The organism is Micromonospora sp. NBC_01740 (assembly GCF_035920365.1).
GTDB lineage: Bacteria > Actinomycetota > Actinomycetes > Mycobacteriales > Micromonosporaceae > Micromonospora > Micromonospora reichwaldensis.
Window position 1 is genome coordinate 4260567 of the sequence record NZ_CP109150.1, and the last position, 18626, is coordinate 4279192.

Below are 18626 nucleotides of genomic sequence, written 5' to 3' on the forward strand. Positions count from 1 at the left end.
CGCTGTGAGCAAGATCGGCAGATGCTTGTGTGCGGCAACCATCTGCGACAAGGGAGGCGGCGTGGAAACTGCCGGCCGCGAGCTCGGTGCGAGGCTGTCCGAGCTGATCCGGAGCGTACGGCTGATCAAACGGCACCGGGCCGACGTCCGGCCGGCCGTGCCGGTCGGCCTCGCCGGCCTCCTCATGCAGATCGAGAAGCTGCCTGCCGACTGCCACGCCCGGGAGCTGGCGGCCCATAGCGGGCTCGACCCGTCGACCGTCAGCCGCGCCGTCGCCTCGCTCGTCAGCCACGGCCTGGTCGAGCGGCGCGCCGACCCCGCCGACAAGCGGGCCAGCCTGCTGACCGTCACCCCGGCCGGGCGGGCCGCCCTGACCGACACCTACGACTGGTACGGCCGGATCCTCGACACCGCGCTCGCCGACTGGACCCCCGCGGAGGTGGCGGCGTTCGCCACCGCGCTCGGCCGGTTCACCCGCGACATCGAGACCGTCCTCGGACACCACGACAACCTGGAGGCCGCGCGATGAGCGCACCCACCACCACGGCCGGCGACGCGCCGATGACACACCGGCAGACGCTGGAGGCCCTCAGCGGCCTGCTGCTGGTGCTGTTCGTCGCGATGCTCAGCGGCACCGTCGTCTCGACGGCGCTGCCGAACATCATCGGCGCGTTGAACGGGTCGCAGACCCAGTACACCTGGGTGGTCACCGCCACCCTGCTCACCGCGACCGCGACCACCCCGATCTGGGGCAAGCTCGCCGACCTGTTCAACAAGAAGCTCCTGGTCCAGATCGCCATCGTCGTCTTCCTGGTCGGCTCGGTGATCGCCGGCTTCGCCCAGACGGCCGGCCAGCTCATCGCCGCCCGCGCGTTCCAGGGCATCGGCGTCGGCGGCCTCCAGGCGCTCGTCCAGGTCGCCATCGCCGCGATGATCCCGCCCCGGGAGCGCGGCCGGTACAACGGCTACCTCGGTGGCGTCATGGCGGTGGCGACGGTCGGTGGCCCGCTGCTGGGCGGGCTCATCGTCGACACGTCCTGGCTCGGCTGGCGCTGGTGCTTCTTCGTCGGGGTCCCCGTCGCCGCCATCGCGCTGGTCCTCCTCCAGTTCACCCTGCGCCTGCCGACGGTCCGCCGCGAGAACGTCAAGATCGACTACCTGGGCGCGGCCCTGATCGCCGCCGGCGTCAGCGTGCTGCTCATCTGGATCTCCTTCGTCGACGACTCGTTCGCCTGGGCCTCCTGGCAGACCGCCGCCATGGTGGGCGGTGCGGTCGCGCTGCTCGCCCTGGCCGTCTGGGTGGAGTCGCGGGCCGACGAGCCGGTCGTCCCGCTCGATCTCGTCCGCCAGCGGACCACCGCCCTGGCCATCCTGGGCAGCCTGGCGGTCGGCATGGCGATGTTCGGCGGCGCCGTCTTCCTCGGCCAGTACTTCCAGATCGGCCGCGGCTACAGCCCGACCGAGGCCGGGCTGCTCACCATCCCGATGATGGCCGGCGTCCTCGGATCGTCGATCATCGCGGGCCGGCTGATCACGAAGACCGGGAAGATCAAGCCGTACATCGTGTTCGGCGCGATCGTGCTCGTCATCGGGTTCGCCCTGCTCGGCACCATCGACCACGAGACCTCGCTGGTGCTGGTCGGCGCGGCCATGTTCATCGTCGGCGTCGGGGTCGGCATGACGATGCAGAACCTCGTCCTCGCCGTGCAGAACACCGTCTCGCTCCGGGACATCGGCGCGGCCAGCTCGACCGTCGCGTTCTTCCGCTCGCTCGGCGGCACGATCGGAGTGTCGGTGCTCGGCGCGGTCCTCGCCCGACGGGTGACCGACCAGATCACCGCCGACCTCTCCGCCGCCGGCATCCCCGCCTCCGGCAGCGCGGGAGCCGGCAGCCTGAACCTCGACGCCATGCCCGGCGCGGTCCAGCAGATCGTCCGCGCGGCGTACGGGGACGCCACCGGCCACATCTTCCTCATCTCCGCCGCGATCGCCGTCGTCGGCATCATCGCCGCGGTCCTGTTGAAGCCGGTCGGCCTGCGCAGCAGCCTGGACCTGCCCGATCCCGCCAGGTCGACGGCCGTGGCCGCCGACGCCGTCGACGGTGCTCCGGCCTTCGACCAGGTCACGGTGGACGCCGACGGTCGGGAGGCGCCGGCGCGCCGCTGACGCGTGACCCACGACGGCGGGGCCGCCACCATCCGAGGATGGTGCCGGCCCTGCCGTCGTCGGGCATCCGGCGACCGGCGGGCGACGATCGGAAGCCGGCGTGTCCCTGTGGTAGAAATGCCGGATGTCCGGCATGCGATTCCAGCTTCTGGGACCGCTCGAGGTGCAGGTCGACGACCGGCCCGTGCCGCTCGGCACGGTGAAGCAACGGCTACTCTGCGCCACCCTGCTGCTGGACCCGAACGAGGTGCTGCACACCGAACACCTCGCCGAGACGCTGTGGGACGAGCCGCGGCCCGCCTCCGCGGCGGCCAACCTGAGGACGTACGCCCACGGGCTGCGCCAGGCGCTGCGCGACCAGCCGGACGGCGCGAGCCGGCTGCACACCGGCACCGGCGGCTACCTGCTCGCGGTGCGCCCGGGTGAGCGCGACCTCGACGAGTTCGAGGAGTCGGCGCAACAGGGCCGCGACGCCCGTGCCCGGGGCGACCTGCGGCAGGCCGAGGCGAGTCTGGCCCACGCGCTCACCCTCTGGCGCGACTCGCCGCTCGCCGGGCTGCCGCTGCCCCGCGCGATGGCGGCACGCCTGACGCGCCTGCACGAGCAGCGCCTCATGGTCGAGGAGGAACACGTCCAGGCCAAACTCGACCTGGGCGCCTCCGCCGAACTGGTCGGTCGGCTGCGCGAGCACGTCGAGACCCACCCGCTGCGGCAACGCGGCTGGGGTCAGCTGATGACCGCGCTCTACCGTACGGGCGACGTGGCCGGTGCCGTCGACGCGTACCTGCGGGCCCGGCGGATGCTGGCCGACCAGCTCGGCATCGATCCCAGCCCCTCGCTGGAGGCGCTCTACCGCGACATCCTCGACCACCGCCCGCACCTGGTCGGCGAGCCGCAGCGCCCGCCGCCCGCGCGGATCGTGGTCCGCGGACTGCCTCCCGCCGTCGACACCTTCGTCGGCCGGCGGGCCGAGATCGACGCCGTGTGCGGCTGGCTCGGCGGATCCGCGACGAGCGCGGTCGTCGCCCTGCACGGCCCGGGAGGGGCCGGCAAGTCGGCGCTGGCCGTCCGGATCGCGCACCAGCTCGCCGACCGGTACCCGGGCGGCACGCTCTACGTGGACCTGCAGGGTGCGGACGCCGACCTGCCGCCCCTGAGGCCGGTCGACGTCCTCGGCCGGTTCCTCCGCGCGCTCGGCATGCCGGGCGGTGCGGTGCCGTCCGACGTCGGCGAGGCCACCGTCGCCTACCGGTCCGAGATCGCGGGCCGCGGCGTGCTCGTCGTCCTCGACAACGCCCGGGACGCCGCCCAGGTCAGGGCACTTCTGCCGGCGGACGGTTCCTGCGGTGTCGTGGTGACGAGCCGGCGGATGCTCGCGACGCTGCCCAACGGCCGACACCTGGCCGTGGGGCTGCTGTCCCGCACGGAGGCGGTCGGGCTGCTCGCGGGCGAGTGCGGCGCCGACCGGGTGGCGGCCGAGCCGGACGCGGCCGCCCGCCTGGTGGAACTCTGCGGCATGCTGCCGCTGGCGATCCGGATCGTCGGCGCCCGCCTGGCCAGCCGGCCGGAGTGGCCGATCGCCCGTCTGGTGGAGCGCCTCGCCGATCCCGGGCTGCGCCTCAGCGAGCTGGAGTTCGACGACCTCAGTGTCCGGCCGTCCATCGCGCTCACCTACGCCGCCCTGTCCGACGGCGGCGCCCGGGGGCAGCTCTGCGCCCGGGCCTTCCGGCTGGTCGGCAGCACCCGCCTGCCGACCGTCACCGCCCGCGCCGTCGCCGCCCTCCTCGGCGAGCCGCCCGCGCTCGCCGAGAGTCTCCTGGAACGGCTCGCCGACGAGCGCCTGGTGGAGCCCCGGGAACCGGGCGTCTACGGCATCCACGACCTGGTCCGGCTGTACGCCGTCGAACGGGCCGAGGACGAGCCGGCGGACGACCGGGAGGCCGGGCTGCGGCGGCTGCTGGAGACGTACGTGCAGGGCGCCCGGGAACTCGAGCGGATGACCAACGCCGGACACTGTTTCGGACCGGCGGGGACACCGGCGTGCGGGTGGGCCCCGACCGGCGTCGGCGACCAGGACCGACCCGCCTGGCAGGACCTGCCGGAGAGCCCCGCGCAGGCGGCGCGGTGGCTGGCCGAGGAACACCTCAACGTCCTGGCCGCCTTCCGGCAGGCGTCCACCTCCACCACCGGCACCGCGACGCTCGCCGCCGCGCTGGCCTGGGCGAGCGTCGCCGCGTTGCGGCGGTACGGCTACCGCCAGGAGGCGCTCACCCTGGTCGACGGCGCGGTCGCCACCACCGGGCGGCTCGGCCTCACGCTCGAACACTGCGCCGCGCTGTTCTACCGGGCGACGTTGCACACGGGCAGCGCCGAACCGTCGGTGGTCGAAGCGGATCTGCTGCGCTGCCTCGAGCTGCTCCGGCCGCTCGGGGACCGGGAGCAGATCTCCATCTGCCTGGAGGCGCTCGGCAACCTGCGCCACCGGATGGGCGACGTGCCGCTTGCGCTCCGCCACCACGACGAGGCGCTCGCGCTGCGCCGGGAGTCGGGCCAACTGCTCATGATCGGCGCGGCCCTGAGCAGTTCCGCCCCGGTTCGCCTGTCGGCGGGAGCCGAGAAGGAGGCGCTCGCGGACGTCGAGGAGGCGCTGCGCATCGCCCGCGACGTCGACGCCGTCGGCCTGCGGGGCGCCGCCCTCGGCGCACGGGGCCAACTGCTGTGCCGTACCGGGCAGTGGTCGGAGGCCCGCGAGTGCCTCGACGAGGCGATGGCCATCGCCGAGTGGTCCGAGGACCTGCCGTCGCGCTGCGAGGCGTTGCTGTCCCGCGCGGCGGCCCACCTCGGGCTCGCCGACCACGCCGCCGCCGCCCGCGACGCCGACGAGGCGGGGACGGTGGCCGTCCGGATCGGCGACCGCTACCTGCGGGCCGTCGCGCGGCAGGCACAGGGCCGGATCGCCCGCGCGGCCGGGGACCGCAGCGCCGCGTCCATCCTGGAGACCGAGGCGCGGGACCTGCTCGGTCCGCTGTCCGGCTACCGGGATCCGCAGTACGCCGACCACTTCGGCCGACTCTGAGCCTGCGGGAGCCGACCGCTCCGCGGGTGGCGGGTGCCGGCCTCCCGCGCTCCGCTGCGCCAGGCGGTCGCCGTGCGGGCGCGTGAGCCGATCGGCTGAACGGCGGGCCCGCGCAGGGCACGGGTGGCGCGGAGATCGGTGGGACGACCGGGCCGCCGGGCCCGACCGGGCCGGGCGCGCGGATACAAGGCGGGTACATGCCGGTCCCGGGCAGTCGCGGCGGGGACGTCGCCGGTCACCGGGGCGAGGACGTCGGCCGGGCGGGGGCGGGCGGGCCGCGCCGGCCGACAACGCGACGCCGCTCCGGACCCGTCCGGCCGGCGGCTGTACCTCGCGTGTACGGAGCCTGTACGTCGCCCGCCGTATCGTTCCGCCGTCCAGCCGCCGAGGACGAGGAAATCGGAGCGACGTCGATGTCGGGACAGCCAGAACGCGGGCACGACGGGGGAGCGGGCCGTTCGGCGGACCTCTTCGCCGTCAGGTCGGGAGAGGTCGAGCAGGCGGAGGTCGAGTCGCTGCGCGACGGGCTGTCGCCCCGCCTCACCGGGGTCAGCCCGGCGCACGTCCAGCGGCTCGCCGGTCTCACCGACGACCTTCCGCCGATCGTGGTGCACCGGTCGTCGCGACGGGTGATCGACGGTTCGCACCGGCTCGCGGCCGTCCGCGCCCGAGGCGAACGGACCGTGCCTGTCGTGTACTTCGACGGCTCGGACGCGGACGCCTTCGTGGCGGCGGTGCGGCTCAACGCCGCACACGGCATGCCGCTGCCGGCGCAGGACCGCGCCGCGGCGGCGCGGCGCATCCTCGCCACCCATCCACACTGGTCGGACCGGTGGATCGCCTCGGTGTGCCGGGTGGCCCCGCGGACCGTCGCCGCCCTGCGGCGGGGTTCAACCGACGACGATGGTCGGCTGAACGCCCGGCTGGGGCGCGACGGCCGCTCCCACCCGGTCTCCGCGGCGGCCGGCCGGCGGCTGGCCGCGGAGATCATGCGGCGGCATCCCGACGTCAGCCTGCGCGAGGTGGCGCGGCGCACCGGCATCTCCGTGGGGACGGCGTTCGACGTGCGCCGCAAGCTCGCCGCGGGCGACGCCGCCGACGCGCATCCGGCGCCGACCGCCGCACCGGTGGGACCCGCGCGCCCGGGAACCGAGCCGGCCTCCGCCGTCCGGGAACGGCTGGCGGTGCTCGCGCGGGACCCGTCGCTGCGCTACACGGACCAGGGCCGGGCGCTGCTCCGGCTGGCGTCCGCGACGCTCGCCTTCGCCCCCCGGGCGGAACTCATCGCCGAGGCGGTGCCGGGCCACTGCCGCGGCTCCCTGCACGCCGTCGCGGTGGCCTGCGCCGGAAGCTGGCGGGCGTTCGCCGAGCACCTCGCCGATCAGGAGCGTACGGCGCATGCGGGATGACCGGGCGGCGCCGGCGCCCCGGCAGTGGACGAGCCTGCACGTGTTCCACGACGGCGACCTCGACGTCGTCGTCACCGACCTGGTCGCGGCGCTGCGGACCCGGCTCGACGCGGAACATGCCTCGGTCGGGACGTTCTTCCTGCGGTACTGGGAGGGCGGGCCGCACCTGCGGATCCGGATCCTCCCCAGGTCCGGGCGGGAGGACGACGTGCGCGCCATCGTCGAGCACCAGGCCGCGGCCTTCCTCGTCCGCCGTCCGGCCCCGGCGCTGCTCACCCAGGAGGAGTACGCCCGGTACGCGCCGGGTCTGGCGGTGGCGGAGGGCATGGCCGACTACGAGCGGATCCGTCGGCCGAACAACTCCTTCGCGCACGTGCCGTACCGGCCCGAGACGCACCGGTACGGCACGGGTGCCTCGTTGCACGCCGCCGAGGACCACTTCGTCACGTGCAGCGACACCGTCCTGCGGCTGCTGGCCGCCGGCGCGACCGCGAACCAGCGCACCACGGCGGCGTTCGCGGTGCTGGCGCTGAGCAGGTGGCTCTGCCCCACGGTCGCTCCGCTGCCGGCGGACGGCGTCGCCTTGACGGCCGTCAGCGGCGGCACCCCGTCGAGCGCCGTGGCGGAGCGCTACCACCGGCAGCGGCACGTGCTGGGTGAACTGGTCGACCGGATGCGGCTGTTCGCCCAGGCGCCGCCCGACAGGCCGACCGGCACCCTCGGCACGTGGGCCGGGGCGATCGCCACCCTGGCCGCGCGGATCGGGGACCCGGCCCTCCGGTGGCGCGTCGTCGACACCTGCGCCCACCTGACCTGCAACCGCCTCGGCGTGGCCGTGGCCGGGGAGCGGGAGTTGCGGCATCTCGTCGACCGCGCGTTCGCCGACCGCACGACCCAGGGGAGACCGGCGTGACCGCGACGTCGTGGCAGAGCATCCACGTGCACCACCACGGGACGGCGACCGACCGGCTGATCGTCGAGGCCGTCCGGCCCCTGTCCCGCGAGCTCGCCGTCCACGGCCACCGCAGCTGGTTCACCCGGCACTGGCGCCAGGGGCCGCACGTCCGGCTGCACGTCGACGCCGACGACCGGGCCCTGCGCGAGGTCGTCGTCCCGCTCACCGCGTCGGTGCTCGAGCCGTACCTGCCGGGGCTGCCGACGGGCGAGGTCGACGTCGAGGCGGTGCTGCCCCTGCACCGCCGGCTGGCCCGGCTCGAACTGGAGGACGGTCCACTGACGCCGTGGCGTCCCGACAACTCGTGGCACGTCGACCGCTACGACGACCGGGTGGCGGTGCACGGCACCGCCGAGGCGTCGGCGTTGACGGCGGACTTCCTGACCGACACGAACGACCACGCCTTCGCGGTGCTCGCCGACGTGGTGGCCGGCGGGAACCTGCACGCGGCGGTCTTCGACACCATGGTCGCGCTGATCAGGCCCGGGATCGACGGCCCCGGAGCGGGACACCTCAGCTACCGTTCCCACGCCGAGGCGCACCTGGCCCAGGCCCCCGACGGCGAGCGACGGCGCCGGGCGTGGGACGGGCACCACCGGGCGAACGCGGCGGCGCTGGAGGCCCGCCTCGCCGCCGTCCTGGCCGGGGGCGACGCGTCGGCCCCGTACGGCCCGGCGTCGTTCGTCGCGGTGCTGGAGCGCTACCAGGCGCGGGGCCGCAGGCTGCACGAGCGGGGCCTGCTGCCGCTCGGCGTAGGCGTGGACGGCAGTGCAACGACCGACGAGGTGCGGACCCGGTTCCGTGAGCTCAGCCCGTTCCACCGCGCCCTCGCCGAGAACGAGCACTGGCTCACCGTGGTGCGGCCGTCCGTGGAGTTCGCGCTCTTCCGGCTCTCGCTGAACCTGATGTACCTGCAGTTCACCAGGATGGGACTGAGTCCCGAGAACCGCTACTTCCTCTGCCACCTGGTCGCCGGCGCGGCGGAGGCCCGGGCCGGCCGCACCGCCGTGGACGTGGTCCGGGCGTTGGGCGCGCCGGCGTGAGCCAGGACCGGTGGGAGACGCTGCGGCTGCGCGCCGGGGTGTCCGTGGTGCGTACCGCCGCGGGCACGCACCTGGTCGGGCTGCCCGACCACGAGCCGGTGACCGCGCAGGAGGTCGTTGTGGTGCGCGCGCTGGCGGCGGCGGAGCAGCGGGCCGACGCGCTCGCCCCGTCCACCGCCCCGCTGCTCGCCCGGCTGCGCCGCGAGGGCTGGCTGCGGGTGACGGCCCACGGCCCCGGCGGCCCCGTGCACACCCTGGACCCGCGGCAGCGCCCCGACCGGCCGGAGCCGGACGGCGTGCCGCCGGGGCTGCGGCTGTCCCGGTTCACCTCGATCGTCGCCGCGCCCGACGGCGGGCTGCGGGTCACCTCGCCTCGCGCGTGGGCCGAGGTGCTCGTGCGCGAGCCGGCGACGGCCGCCGTGCTGGCCCACCCCGCGACGGAGCGGCCCGCACCCGGCGTGGACGCCGCCGCGTGGCAGCGGTTGCGGCGCGACCTGTGCTGGGCCGGCCTCGCGGTGGCCGGCGACGAGGACCACGACTTCCACGTCCGGCAGTGGTCGCCGGTGGACCTGGAGTTCCACCGGCGCAGCCGGGGCATCGGCGTCGGGCAGCGCTACGGGGCCACCTACTGGGGTCGGGCGTACGCGCCGCCACCGCCCGCCCGGCCCTCCGCGCACCGGCCTGTCGTCGCGCTGCCCCGCCCCGACCTGGAGCGGCTGCGGCGCGACGACCCGACCCTGACGGCCGTCCTGGAGGCGCGCCGCTCCGCGCGCGAACACCACGACGGGCGGCCGATCACCCTCGACCAGCTCGGCGAGTTCCTGTTCCGTTGCGCGCGGACCGTCCTCGTGGGTGACCTGGACGGCGTGGAGCTGCGCGCCCGCCCGTACCCCAGCGGTGGTGGCCTGCACGAGCTGGAGGTGTACGTGGTCGCCGACCGGGTGGCGGGGTTGGCGGCGGGCACCTACCACTACGACGGGCACGACCACGCGCTCGGCCTGGTCCGGCCGCCCGACGGCGCCTCCCGCCAGCTGCTGCACGCGGCCCGGGACAGCGCAGGGGCCGAGCGCACCCCGCAGGCGCTGCTCGTCGTCACCGCCCGGTTCGGCCGGCTGATGTGGAAGTACGAGGGCCTGGCGTACGCGCTCGCGCTCAAGAACCTCGGCGTGCTCGTCCAGACGATGTACCTCGCGGCGACCGCCATGGGGCTCGGCGGCTGCGCTCTCGGCGCCGGGGCGCCGCACGCCTTCACCCACCTCACCGGCGTCGACCCGCTCGTCGAGGACGTCGTCGGCGAGTTCACCCTGGGCACCGTCGCCCAGTCACCGCGATAGGAGCCCGTGTGCGGAAACTACGGCTACGCGACCACGTCTACGTGGCACCGACCCCCTCCGGGGCGCACATCCTGACGCTGGACGGACCGGTCTCGCTGACCGGCCCGTCCGTCGCCCGCTGGATCGAGGCGCTGGCGCCCCGGCTGGACGGGCGGTTCTCCGTCGAGGAGATCACCTCGGGGCTGCCCGAGGCGCACGCCGCGATGGCGACGTCGCTGATCACCAGGCTGCGCGAGGCCGGCGTGGTCCGGGAGGTGCCGGACGGCGACGCCCGGGCGATCGCGGACCCGCCGAGCGCCGACGTCGCCGAGCTGTCCTACCTGGATGCCCACGGCGTACCCGCCGAGGCCGCGCTGGCCCGGTTCCGTCGGCTCGCCGTCGTGGTGGTCGCCGACGACGACTGGTCGACGGCGGTCGCGGACGCGCTGCGCCGCTGCGGCGCCGCCGACGTGCGCACGCACCCCGCCGCCGACCCGCCCGCCGACGACCTTCCGGTCGACCTGCTGCTGCACGTGACCGGCGCCGCCGACGGGGAGAGCCACCGGCGGATCGAGCGGCTGGCCCGGTGGCGGGGCGCGGCCGCCGCGTACGCCCTGCTCGACGGGGCGGACGTGTGGCTGACGCCGGTGCTGCCACCCGGCTCCGGCGGGGACGCCGCCCCGGCGCCGTCCTCGCTGCTGGCCCGGCTGCCCGAGGCCCCGCAGACGGCGGCCCCGATCGCCGAGGTGCACCGGACGGTGGCGGTCGCCCAACTCGTCCGCGCCGCGTTCGGGTGGGCCACCGACACCGGCGCACCGCGGCGGGCCGGGAAGCTCACCCGGCTCGGCCCCGACCTGGCCACCCGCCGGCTGCACTGCCTGCCGCACCCGTTCTGCGCCCCCGTCGCCGCGCCCGACCCCGACGGCTTCCTCGCCCGGGTCGCCGCGCTGCGCGGGTCGCCGGCCGTCGCCGACCGTGACTTCTCCACGTCCGCCGTGCGCGCGGCCGACGACACCCTCGGCCCCTTCCGGTACCTGTCCGACGACGCCGTCGCGCAGAGCCCGCTCACGGTCGCGCGGGCGCAGGCCCGCGACCCGCTGGCCCGGGGGCTGGGGTGCGACGCCGCCGGCGCGGCGGTCCGCGCCGTGGCCTTCGACTATCCGACCGCCCGCGTCGAGGCGGCCCGGCGCGCCCTGACCCGGTACGCCGGCCTGATGGTCGACCCGCGCCGGCTGGTCGACGGGGCCGGCCGCCCGCTCGCGCCCGGCGACGCCGAGGCGGACGACCTGCACCGGCTGCTCCGCGCGGGGCTGCCGGACGGCCACGTGTACGGGCTCGACCTCGCCAGCGGGACCGTGCTGCCGGTGCCCGTCGCCACGGTCTTCACCCGGCTGGCGGTCGCCGTGGCGGCACCGGTCGGGCTCGGCGAGGGCTTCGGGCCCTCGTGGGACGCGGCGGTCGCCCGCGGCCTGGCCAGCCACTGGTCGTACGACCCCGCGCTGATCGCCGACGCGGCGGGGCGTCCCGTCCGGGTCGAGGCGACGGACCTCGACGACGTCGGCCGGCGGTGCCTCACGCTCCTGACGGAGTTCGGTGAGGTGCCGCAGGTGCACGACCACGGCGGTCGGCACGGCGTCAGCGTCCTCTCCTTCCGGCGCGACGGCGTCACGGTGGCCCGCACCAGCGGCGCCGGGGTGGACGCCTGGCGGCGAGGGCTGCTGGAGGTGACGTTCGTGGTGCAGCGACTGGTCCACGGTGGCGGCTACCGGCCACCGGCCGCCGCCGCGACCCGCGCGGGGACGCCGGCGCCGGTGGACGCCGGATTCGACGTCGCCGCCGCCGTGGCCGGCCTCGCCGCGATCGGACGACGCGCGGTCGTCGTGCCGCTCGACCACGACCCGGCGGTCGCCGCGATCGCCGCCAACCCGTTGAAGGTGGTGATCGTCAATGGCTGACCGGACGACGGTGTCGGTGCTCGGTGCCGGGCTGATCGCGGAGGCGGTCGCCGCCGGCGCCGGGGTGACGCCCCGGGTGGCCGGACCGGACGAGTGGCTGCCGGCCGGGCCGGTCGTCGTCACCGCGGACGGCTGGGTGCCCCTGGTCACCGACGAGCTGCGGCGGCGGGCGTCCGGACCGGTCCTGCCGGTCCGGGCCGAGCTGGACCGGCTCGTCATCGGGCCGTGGGAGGTCGCCGGGGAACGGGGCTGCGCCCGCTGCGCCGAGCGGCGTCGAGGGCTGGCCAACCCCACGCAGCGCGGCGAGAGCGAGGTCCGGCACCGGCACGCCGCGCGGCTGGCCGAGCCGTCCCCGCTGCTCACCCGCGAGGCCGCCACCGTGGCGGCGGCGCTGGTCGCCGACGACCTGCGCGCCCACGCCGAGGGGCGGGTGCCGCGCAGCCGCGCCGCGATCGTGGAGGTCGACCTGCGCGAGCTGACGGTCACGGTGCACCGGATGCTGCCGTACCCCCGGTGCGAGGTGTGCGGGCCGGAGTGGGTCGACGAGCCGGACCACGCGCTCGCCGACCGGCGGGTGATCCCGACCCACCGGCCGGGCAGCCCCCGGGGTCGCGACCTCGTCGCCGAGCTGGACGCCCTGGTGGACACCTACGTCGACCCGCGTACCGGGATCGTGCGCAAGCTCGCCGACCACACCCTCGGCGGGCAGACCGTCACCGTGGCGGAGCTGGCGGGCAGCGTCGGCGAACGTAACGGCTACGGACGGGCGCCGCAACGCCGGGCGAGCCGGACCACCGCCCTGCTGGAGGCCCTGGAACGCTTCTCGGCCGTGCCGGGGGACCGCCGGTCGGTCGTGGTGGGCTCGTACCACGACCTCGCGGACCGGGCGCTGGACCCGCGTACCCTCGGGTTGCACCCGGCCGAGGCGTACGCCGAACCCGACGTCGTGTTCGAGCCCTTCGACCCGGATCGCGCCTACCGCTGGACCTGGGGCTGGTCGTTCCTGCGGCAGAGTCCCCTGCTCGTCCCCGAGACGCTCGCCTACTACGGCAACTACCCGCACGGGCCGGACGGCCACGGCTTCGTCTACGAGATCTCCAACGGCTGCGCCCTGGGCAGCAGCCTGGAGGAGGCCGTCCTCTACGGGACGCTGGAGGTCGCCGAGCGCGACGCCTTCCTGCTGGCCTGGTACGCGCGGCTGCCCCTGCCCGAGATGGACCTCGGCACGCTGGACGTCGAGGCGGCGTTGCAGGTGGCGTCGCTGCGGGCGGAGACCGGCTACCGGATCCGGCTGTTCGACATGACGGCCGAACAGGGCATCCCGGCGGTGTGGGCGCTGGCCACCGCCCCGGCCGGGTCCGCCGGCGCGGCGCTGGTCTGCACGGCGGGCGCCCACGTGAGCGGCGAACGGGCGACCCGGGCCGCGCTGGCGGAGCTCGGCGGCACCCTGATCGGGGCCGTGCGGCAGTCCGCCGATCCGGACGTCCTGGCGCGGGCGGCCCGCATGGTCGACGACCCCTCGGCGGTGCGGGAGATGGAGGACCACCAGGTGCTCTACTACGACCCGCGGGCCGCGTCGCGGCTGTCGTTCCTCACCGGACGTACGCCCACCCGGGGCCTCGGCGCGGTCGGCGTCGACACCGGCGACTTCGACCACGACGACATCGGGGCGTTGACGCGCGCCGTCGTCGACCGGTACGTCCGGCTCGGGATGGACGTTGTCGTCTTCGACCAGACGCCGGAGGAGTTGCGGCACACGGGCCTGCACGCGGCGAAGGTCCTCGTCCCGGGCACGCTGTCGATGACCTTCGGCCACCGCTACCGCCGGACGGACCTGCCGCGCCTGCGGGAGGCCCGCCGCCGGTGGGGGCTCACGGACAAGCTCCTCGCCGACGCCGACATCAACCCGCATCCGCACCCCTTTCCCTGACGGCCGGAATCACCCTGGAAGGGCTCCCATTCGATATCGGGGGCCCTTTCTTCGGCGTGCCCGGCGGTTTCCTTCCGGCGTTCAACGCGCGCATGGACGACCGTGAGATCGGCTGCCAGGATGTGCGCACCGGAATCCGCTACGGATTCCCGGAAGTGGGAAAGGAGAATGAAATGGCGATGAACGAGCACTCGCCGGAGTTCGCGATCAGCGACCTGCCGGTGGACGTCTTCGAACTGTCGACCGCCGGGCTGGAGGTCGAGTCGCTGACCGCCGGTCACGGCATGGTGGAGCACGGCGGATCGAACGCGTGCAACTCCATGGTGCTGGCGTGCAGCTGCGGACAGTGCGCGTGCAGCTCGGGCTCGTGTCACGAGGTCTGGTGACGGCATCGCGTCGACGCGTCGTCGGCGGTACACCGACAGACCGCCGGTGACGCGCTGAGGCGGGTCCGGTCGGGCGGGAGTCTCGCTCGGCCGGACCCGTTCCGCCGGTGCCCGCCGGGGGTGTTCAACATCGTTGCTGGACGCCCCGGAGGGTTCGTGTCACCCTCGCCGGGCCGGGGCCCGTCGTGGCCGGAAAAAAATAGGTGGAGGCAAGATGAAGAAAGAGATGAGCGGCCCGAATTTCGCGATCAGCGACCTGCCGGTCGACGTCTTCGAACTGTCGATCGAGGGGCTGGAGGTGGAATCCCTGACCGCCGGGCACGGTATGCCCGAGCACGGCGCCTCCGGGCACCTTTCCCCGGTCGTCTCGGGATGCAGTTGCGGTTCCGCGTGCTACTTCCACTACTGATGACGGCACGTATCGCGGCGGCCCCTCGCCGGCCTGGAGCCATTCCCGGCACCGTTCGGCGGGAGTCGCGGTGAGCCGGCGCGCGGCGTCGGTGCCGGCGCGGACGCCCGCGGTCCTGCGCCGCGCCGCGCTGCCGGTCGCCGTCCTCGACGCGTTGCGGTTCCCCCGCACGGCGCGGGGGGTCGACGAGGCCGTACGACTGCGGGCCGACATCGCCCGGCGGGGCCGGGACCTCGCCGACGCGCTGCACGCGATGGTCGGTCAGCTTCCGGCCGGGTCCCCCCTGCGACCGCGGATCGTCGGCCTGCGCCGCGCCCTGCACGCCGGCCGGCGCCCGGCCGGCCGGGAGTGGACGCCCGAGGTCGCCGGCCACCTGCCGGCGGCACTCGCGGAGGCGGTCTCGCGCTGGTCGGTCGACCTCGTGGCGGTCGGGGCCGCCGAGGAGGCCGTCGACGGGCTCCTCGCCGCCGAGCACGAGCAGCGGCGGGCCGTCCTGGTGAAGGCCGCCACCGACCCGAGCTTCCGGGTCGCGCTCGGGGGCACGAGCCCGACCCTCGCCGCCGAGCTGGAGAAGTGGATCGGTCAGCCGCACCGGATCCCCCGGGCCAGGACCACGCTGAGCGTCGCCCGCTACCTGGCCCGCGCGTCGGCGAAGACCAGCCCGCTCAGTGCCTTCCTGACCAGCGGGCCGGTCGAGTGGGTCCCGGGCGGTCCCGCCCTGGCCGTCCGGCCGGGAGCCGGTCGCGGCGCGTTCGAGTTGTCCTACGCCCACCTGCGCGAGGAGATCGCCCACCTCGTCGTCGGGCACCCCGCCGTGCGGGACGAGGCGCCACTGACGCTCAACCCGACCGCCCACGTCGCCGACGAGCACGTCCTCTACCTCCCCTCCGCAGGCTCGGAGGCACTCTGCGCCGTGCCCGCCCGCCCGTCGGTGCGGAGACTGTTCTCGTTGCTCGGCCCCGAACCGCACGGGCTGCCCCGCAGGGAGCTGCGGAACCGCCTCGCCGACGGCGACGCCCGCCTGCACGAGCAGGTCGACACCTTCCTCGACCACCTGTTCCGCAACGGCCTCGTCGTGCGGGCCCTGCCGGTCGCGCGCATCGAGGACGTGCCCGCCGCGCCGGCCGACTGGCTCGCCGACCGCCTCGCCGGCCGCGCCGCCGGCGAGCATGCCGGCGCCACGGACGAGCATGCCGGCGCCGCCCTGGCCGCCGACCTGACCGCCCTCACCGAGGCCTTGTCGGTACGGCCGTCCGCCGACGACCCGGTGGCCTACGGTGACCACCGCGCCGGGCTGGTCGCCCGGGTGCACGGGCTCACGGCGCACGTTGGCGCGGACGACCGGCGCCGGGCGGTGTTCACCAGTGTCGCCGGCCTCCACGTGCGCGACACGGTCGTCTCGGCGGAGCCGCTGGGGACCTGTTCCGTCGCCGCCTGGCAACCCGTCCTCGACGACCTCGACGCGCTGCGGCGGTGGCTCGCCCCCTGGTCGCCCCTGCTCCCGGTCAGGCTGGCGCTCACCGAGATCCTCGGTGACCGCGTCGCCGCCCGGGGAGCCGTGCCGGTGCTCGAGGTCTACCGCGAATTCCAGGCGGCCCTCGGCGCCGACGGTGAGGCCGGCGGGGAGCTGCGTCGCTGGCTCGCCCCGACGATGCCCTCCTGGCGGGGGGAGAGCCCGTTCGCGTCGGTGCGACGCCTGGGCGGCGTGCTGCGCTCCGCCGCCGGTGCCCTCGCCCCCTTCCCGCTGGCGTCCGGCGAGCCGGGCGTGGCCCGGACGCAGGTGGACGTCGAGCCGCGGGTGCTGCGGGAGGCCGCTGCGGCCTACCCCGCCTGGGTTCCGCCACTGCGCTCGATCGGCGTGCTGCTCCAGCCCACAGGCGAGGACGCCGGCGGACCCAGGGCGGTGGTCAACTCGGTCCGGACGGGCTTCGGTTCGCTGCGGGCCCGCATCGATCACCTCGTCGGTGTGCCCGGGGCGGGGCTGATCGCCGACGAGGGCAGCGGCCCGATCTACGCCGGCCTACGCAACCGGTTCGGGATGTCGATCAACGACCACCGTCCCCGGCTGCCGTACGAGATCGTCGACGTCCCGTACCTGCCGCCCGGGCCGGGCGCGCCCCGACGGCTGGCGGTCGGTGACCTGGTCGTGCGGCACGAGGAGGAGACCGGGCTGCTCGCGCTCTGGTCGGTGGCGCACCAGCGCTTCGTGCGCGTCGTGCACACCGGCATGGGGGCCTCGGCCTACCTGCCGATGTTCGCCCAACTGCTGACGACGCTCTCCGGCGAGCTTCCGTCGCATCTGCCCGTGCCGCCGGTCGCCGGGGTGCGGACCGTGGACACCGGGGACGGGCGGCGGGACTGGCCCCGGCTCGTCGCGGGCCGGCTCACCCTCCGCCGCTCCCGGATCCATCTGGCCGCCGCCCGCGTACCCGTGCCGCAGCCCCACGAGAGCGACGGCCGCTTCCTGCTGCGGCTGGCGGAGTGGCGGCGGGCGGAGCAGCTGCCCCGGCGGGTCTTCTTCCGGGTCTCCCGCGACGACTCCGGCGTCGAGCCCCTCCCGCCGGTCGGACCGGCCGGGGCCTACTGGGCAGGAAACAAGTGGCACAAGCCGATCTATCTCGACTTCGACAGCTGGTTCCTGGTCCAGGGTCTCGTCGCCGCGGTCCGTCGGCCCGGTACCACCGGGATCTCCTTCGACGAGGCGCTGCCCGACCCGCTGGCGCCGGGCACCGGCCCGGAGCATCACGTCAGCGAGCTGGTCCTCGACGTCGCCGGCGCGGACTGACGAGGGCTCGTCCCGGCGCGGAGACGACGGTGGGGAGGGACGGTGATCCGTCCCTCCCCACCGTCGACCGTGCCGCTCAGGACAGGAACTTGTCCAGGGCGGCCTCGATGCTGCCGGAGTCCGGCGCCGCGTGCGACTTCATGGTGGTCTTGTTGTACGAGATGAAGCTCGGGCAGCGCGCCGCCGGGGCGTTGACGGTGCCGCCGTCGCCGATCTTCTCGGCGGTCTTCGCGGCGTAGAAGGTCAGGGTGTAGCGCGACGAGATGTAGTCGATGGTGACCTGCTTGCCGGCGCTGTCCTTGTACTGGCACTTCTTCGGCGCGCCCTCGCTGCCCTCGACGAACTTGAGGCAGCCGACCACGGACACCGTCTGGAAGTCGGCGCTCTTGGCGTAGTACGGCTTGTTCGAGGCGACCGACTTCGACGACCAGAAGTTCGGCCGGTCGGGGTTGTTCGAGAACGTGTACGCCTTGGCGCCGGACGGGCCGTTGTAGGTGGCCGCGTTCAGGATCTGGCCGCCGTCGCAGACGTTGGACAGGTCGCTGGAGTAGCGGGCGGTGACCGCGTTGTTGTTCGGCTCCTGCGTCTCCTGCTGCCCGGGGGTGGGGGAGGCGTCCGTGCCCGGCGTGCTGCTGGTGCCGGCGTCGGGGCTGGGACCGCCGGTCGCGACGATGGTGGGCTCGTCGTCGTCACCGTTGACCAGGACGAGGCCGATGCCGGCGCCGCAGATGGCGAGCACGAGGACCACCGCGCCGGCGACCAGTCCGATGACCAGGCCCTTGTTCGACTTCTTCGGCGGCGGGAAGGGAGCGCCGAACTGCGGCGCCTGCGCTGGCTGCCCGTAACCCGGGTACCCGCCCTGCTGCGGGGCCGGCGGCCCGCTCCAGGGGGTGACGTTCGGGTCCGGCTGCTGCCCTCCGTACGGAGGGTAACTGTCGCTCATGTGAAGCCCTTATCGCTGTCGACGTGTGCCCAGGCACGGGATCAGGGATCAGGGTAGTGAGCGCCGCAAACCGTGACGATGGGCGGCTGAATTCGATAGAGGCACAGTTCGGTACCGACGGCGTCACGCGTGACTCTACGTACGAGTTACGGGCCAGTACGTGGCGAGATGCCCACAGATCCGGGGGTCGCGGACCGTGTGGATCCGGGCCGCCGGAAGGGAATTCCGTTGTGCGGCCCCGGGTGCGGACCGATGG

13 protein-coding genes are annotated in these 18626 nt (G+C 75.1%); 12 read left to right on the forward strand and 1 reads right to left on the reverse strand.

Annotation, left to right across the window (positions count from 1 at the left end):
• The first annotated feature begins 61 nt into the window (after window positions 1-61).
• From OG989_RS19665 to OG989_RS19720, 12 genes are all read left to right on the forward strand, one after another.
• Window positions 62-529, forward strand: coding sequence for a MarR family winged helix-turn-helix transcriptional regulator (locus OG989_RS19665; protein WP_327027986.1), 468 nt, complete (start codon window positions 62-64; stop codon window positions 527-529).
• Window positions 526-2166 carry an MDR family MFS transporter gene (locus OG989_RS19670; RefSeq protein ID WP_151452668.1) on the forward strand — a complete coding sequence of 547 codons (1641 nt, stop codon included), beginning with the start codon at window positions 526-528 and terminating at the stop codon, window positions 2164-2166. The genes OG989_RS19665 and OG989_RS19670 overlap by 4 nt, the downstream gene beginning before the upstream one ends.
• A gap of 133 nt (window positions 2167-2299) precedes the next feature.
• A complete protein-coding gene (locus OG989_RS19675; RefSeq protein WP_327027988.1) occupies window positions 2300-5242 on the forward strand; it encodes an AfsR/SARP family transcriptional regulator in 2943 nt (980 codons plus the stop codon).
• 413 nt (window positions 5243-5655) lie between these two features.
• Window positions 5656-6651: a ParB/RepB/Spo0J family partition protein gene (locus OG989_RS19680; RefSeq protein WP_327027990.1), complete on the forward strand. Its 996-nt coding sequence runs from the start codon at window positions 5656-5658 to the stop codon at window positions 6649-6651.
• Window positions 6641-7564 carry a thiopeptide-type bacteriocin biosynthesis protein gene (locus tag OG989_RS19685; RefSeq protein ID WP_327027991.1) on the forward strand — a complete coding sequence of 308 codons (924 nt, stop codon included), beginning with the start codon at window positions 6641-6643 and terminating at the stop codon, window positions 7562-7564. Before OG989_RS19680 ends, OG989_RS19685 begins: the two co-directional genes overlap by 11 nt.
• Window positions 7561-8649, forward strand: a complete 1089-nt coding sequence (locus tag OG989_RS19690) for a thiopeptide maturation pyridine synthase (RefSeq protein ID WP_327027993.1) — start codon at window positions 7561-7563, stop codon at window positions 8647-8649. Before OG989_RS19685 ends, OG989_RS19690 begins: the two co-directional genes overlap by 4 nt.
• Window positions 8646-9983 carry a SagB family peptide dehydrogenase gene (locus tag OG989_RS19695; RefSeq protein ID WP_327027995.1) on the forward strand — a complete coding sequence of 446 codons (1338 nt, stop codon included), beginning with the start codon at window positions 8646-8648 and terminating at the stop codon, window positions 9981-9983. Before OG989_RS19690 ends, OG989_RS19695 begins: the two co-directional genes overlap by 4 nt.
• Window positions 9984-9991: 8 nt before the next feature.
• The gene (locus OG989_RS19700) at window positions 9992-11917 is read left to right on the forward strand and encodes a hypothetical protein (RefSeq protein ID WP_327027997.1); all 1926 of its coding nucleotides are present in this window, start codon (window positions 9992-9994) and stop codon (window positions 11915-11917) included.
• A complete protein-coding gene (locus OG989_RS19705; RefSeq protein ID WP_327027998.1) occupies window positions 11910-13847 on the forward strand; it encodes a TOMM precursor leader peptide-binding protein in 1938 nt (645 codons plus the stop codon). The genes OG989_RS19700 and OG989_RS19705 overlap by 8 nt, the downstream gene beginning before the upstream one ends.
• 173 nt (window positions 13848-14020) lie before the next feature.
• Window positions 14021-14233 carry a thiomuracin/GE37468 family thiazolyl RiPP peptide gene (locus tag OG989_RS19710; RefSeq protein ID WP_192581497.1) on the forward strand — a complete coding sequence of 71 codons (213 nt, stop codon included), beginning with the start codon at window positions 14021-14023 and terminating at the stop codon, window positions 14231-14233.
• Between the two features lie 214 nt (window positions 14234-14447).
• On the forward strand, window positions 14448-14642 hold the full coding sequence (locus OG989_RS19715; protein ID WP_151456127.1) for a thiomuracin/GE37468 family thiazolyl RiPP peptide: 195 nt from the start codon (window positions 14448-14450) through the stop codon (window positions 14640-14642).
• Window positions 14643-14712: 70 nt separating this feature from the next.
• Complete coding sequence (locus OG989_RS19720) at window positions 14713-17427, forward strand: hypothetical protein (RefSeq protein ID WP_327028001.1); 2715 nt, start codon at window positions 14713-14715, stop codon at window positions 17425-17427.
• 76 nt (window positions 17428-17503) lie between these two features.
• Here OG989_RS19720 and OG989_RS19725 read toward each other — a convergent pair whose 3' ends face one another.
• Complete coding sequence (locus tag OG989_RS19725) at window positions 17504-18370, reverse strand: hypothetical protein (RefSeq protein WP_327028002.1); 867 nt, start codon at window positions 18368-18370, stop codon at window positions 17504-17506.
• Window positions 18371-18626 lie beyond the last annotated feature (256 nt).